Origin of the sequence: Lysinibacillus sp. NPDC093210 (assembly GCF_044753985.1) — a bacterium.
GTDB lineage: Bacteria > Bacillota > Bacilli > Bacillales_A > Planococcaceae > Lysinibacillus.
The window spans coordinates 1-1,131 of the sequence record NZ_JBIVOE010000025.1 but is presented as its reverse complement, the minus strand read 5'-3'; the positions used below and the strand labels follow the sequence as shown (position 1 = coordinate 1,131).

Annotated in this window: 1 protein-coding gene; it reads right to left on the bottom strand. The window is 41.9% G+C overall.

The annotated features are described in order from the left end of the window. Nucleotides 1-914: Y-family DNA polymerase (locus ACIP9C_RS23095; protein WP_483869678.1), on the bottom strand; the 914-nt coding region annotated here is incomplete at its 3' end. Nucleotides 915-1,131: the final 217 nt, after the last annotated feature.

Below are 1,131 nucleotides of genomic sequence, written 5' to 3'. Positions count from 1 at the left end.
GGCATGCCACTATCATGAGTATGTAAAATGGTTAAACAATACGGAAAGATATCTTGGCTTAAGTTCGAAGCTCTCCCCATTTTCCTTTGTCTTGAGAAGCCTCCACCTGTTTGTTTGCTGTAGCCAATGGATAAATGGATCGTTTGAGCCACCACTTGATGCATGCGTAAACGAAAACAAACATCGTCCAATAGCTCCAATAGTAATAATTCAACTTCTTTTCGACTTGTATAATCTCGAAAGAGAATCTGACTTTTCCCAAAGGAACGGGAGCTAGGAATGTACACATCAGAAATACGACTATAATCAATCCCATGCGCATGTTGGTGCAACTCTTCGCCCAAGATGCCAAATTCTTTACGTAACATCTCTACAGAAGAAAGAGCGAGTTCTTTTATGGAGTAAATGCCCAAACGATTCAAGCGTCTTTCCGTAGCAGACGAGATCCCCCAGAAATCCTTCATCGGATGAATTGACCACAACTTAAAGGGAATATCCTCATATCGCCAGTAAGCAACCCCTGTGGGGCTGTTCTTTGCCTCATGATCTAAGCTGACTTTAGCCAGTAAAAGATTAGGACCGATTCCTGCTGTAGCTGTAAGAAAGGTCTTTCGATAAATCTCATTGATAATTCGATGAGCTAACTCTTCTGGTGTTTGAGCGAATAAATGTAAAGAAGCCGTTGCATCAATGAACAACTCATCAATGCTATACGCATGAAAATCCTCAGGAGCCACATACTGTAACACCAAACTAGAAATATAGTTCGAAGCCTTGATGTATCTCTCCATGGATGGATTCACCACATGGATATCTTTCCTTTTAGGAATTTCAAAGAGGCGACTTCCTGTTTTGATCCCTTCTTTCTTTAATAAAGGTGTGGCAGCTAACACAACCGATCCCGACCGTTTAATATCACCTACAACCGCAAGCCTTGTCTTTATCGGATCTAAGCCCCGTATGACCGAAGAAACTCAAGATAACGATAGGTAGCCTACTAAGTGTAAAATCTGGTATGATTCCATTCTCTTTTGGGCTTTCCCCCGTTCCACACCGTGCGTGAGACTTTCACCTCACACGGCGCTCCAGCAATGCCTAAGTTTGATTTCTACTAAGTCATAAACATTTCAT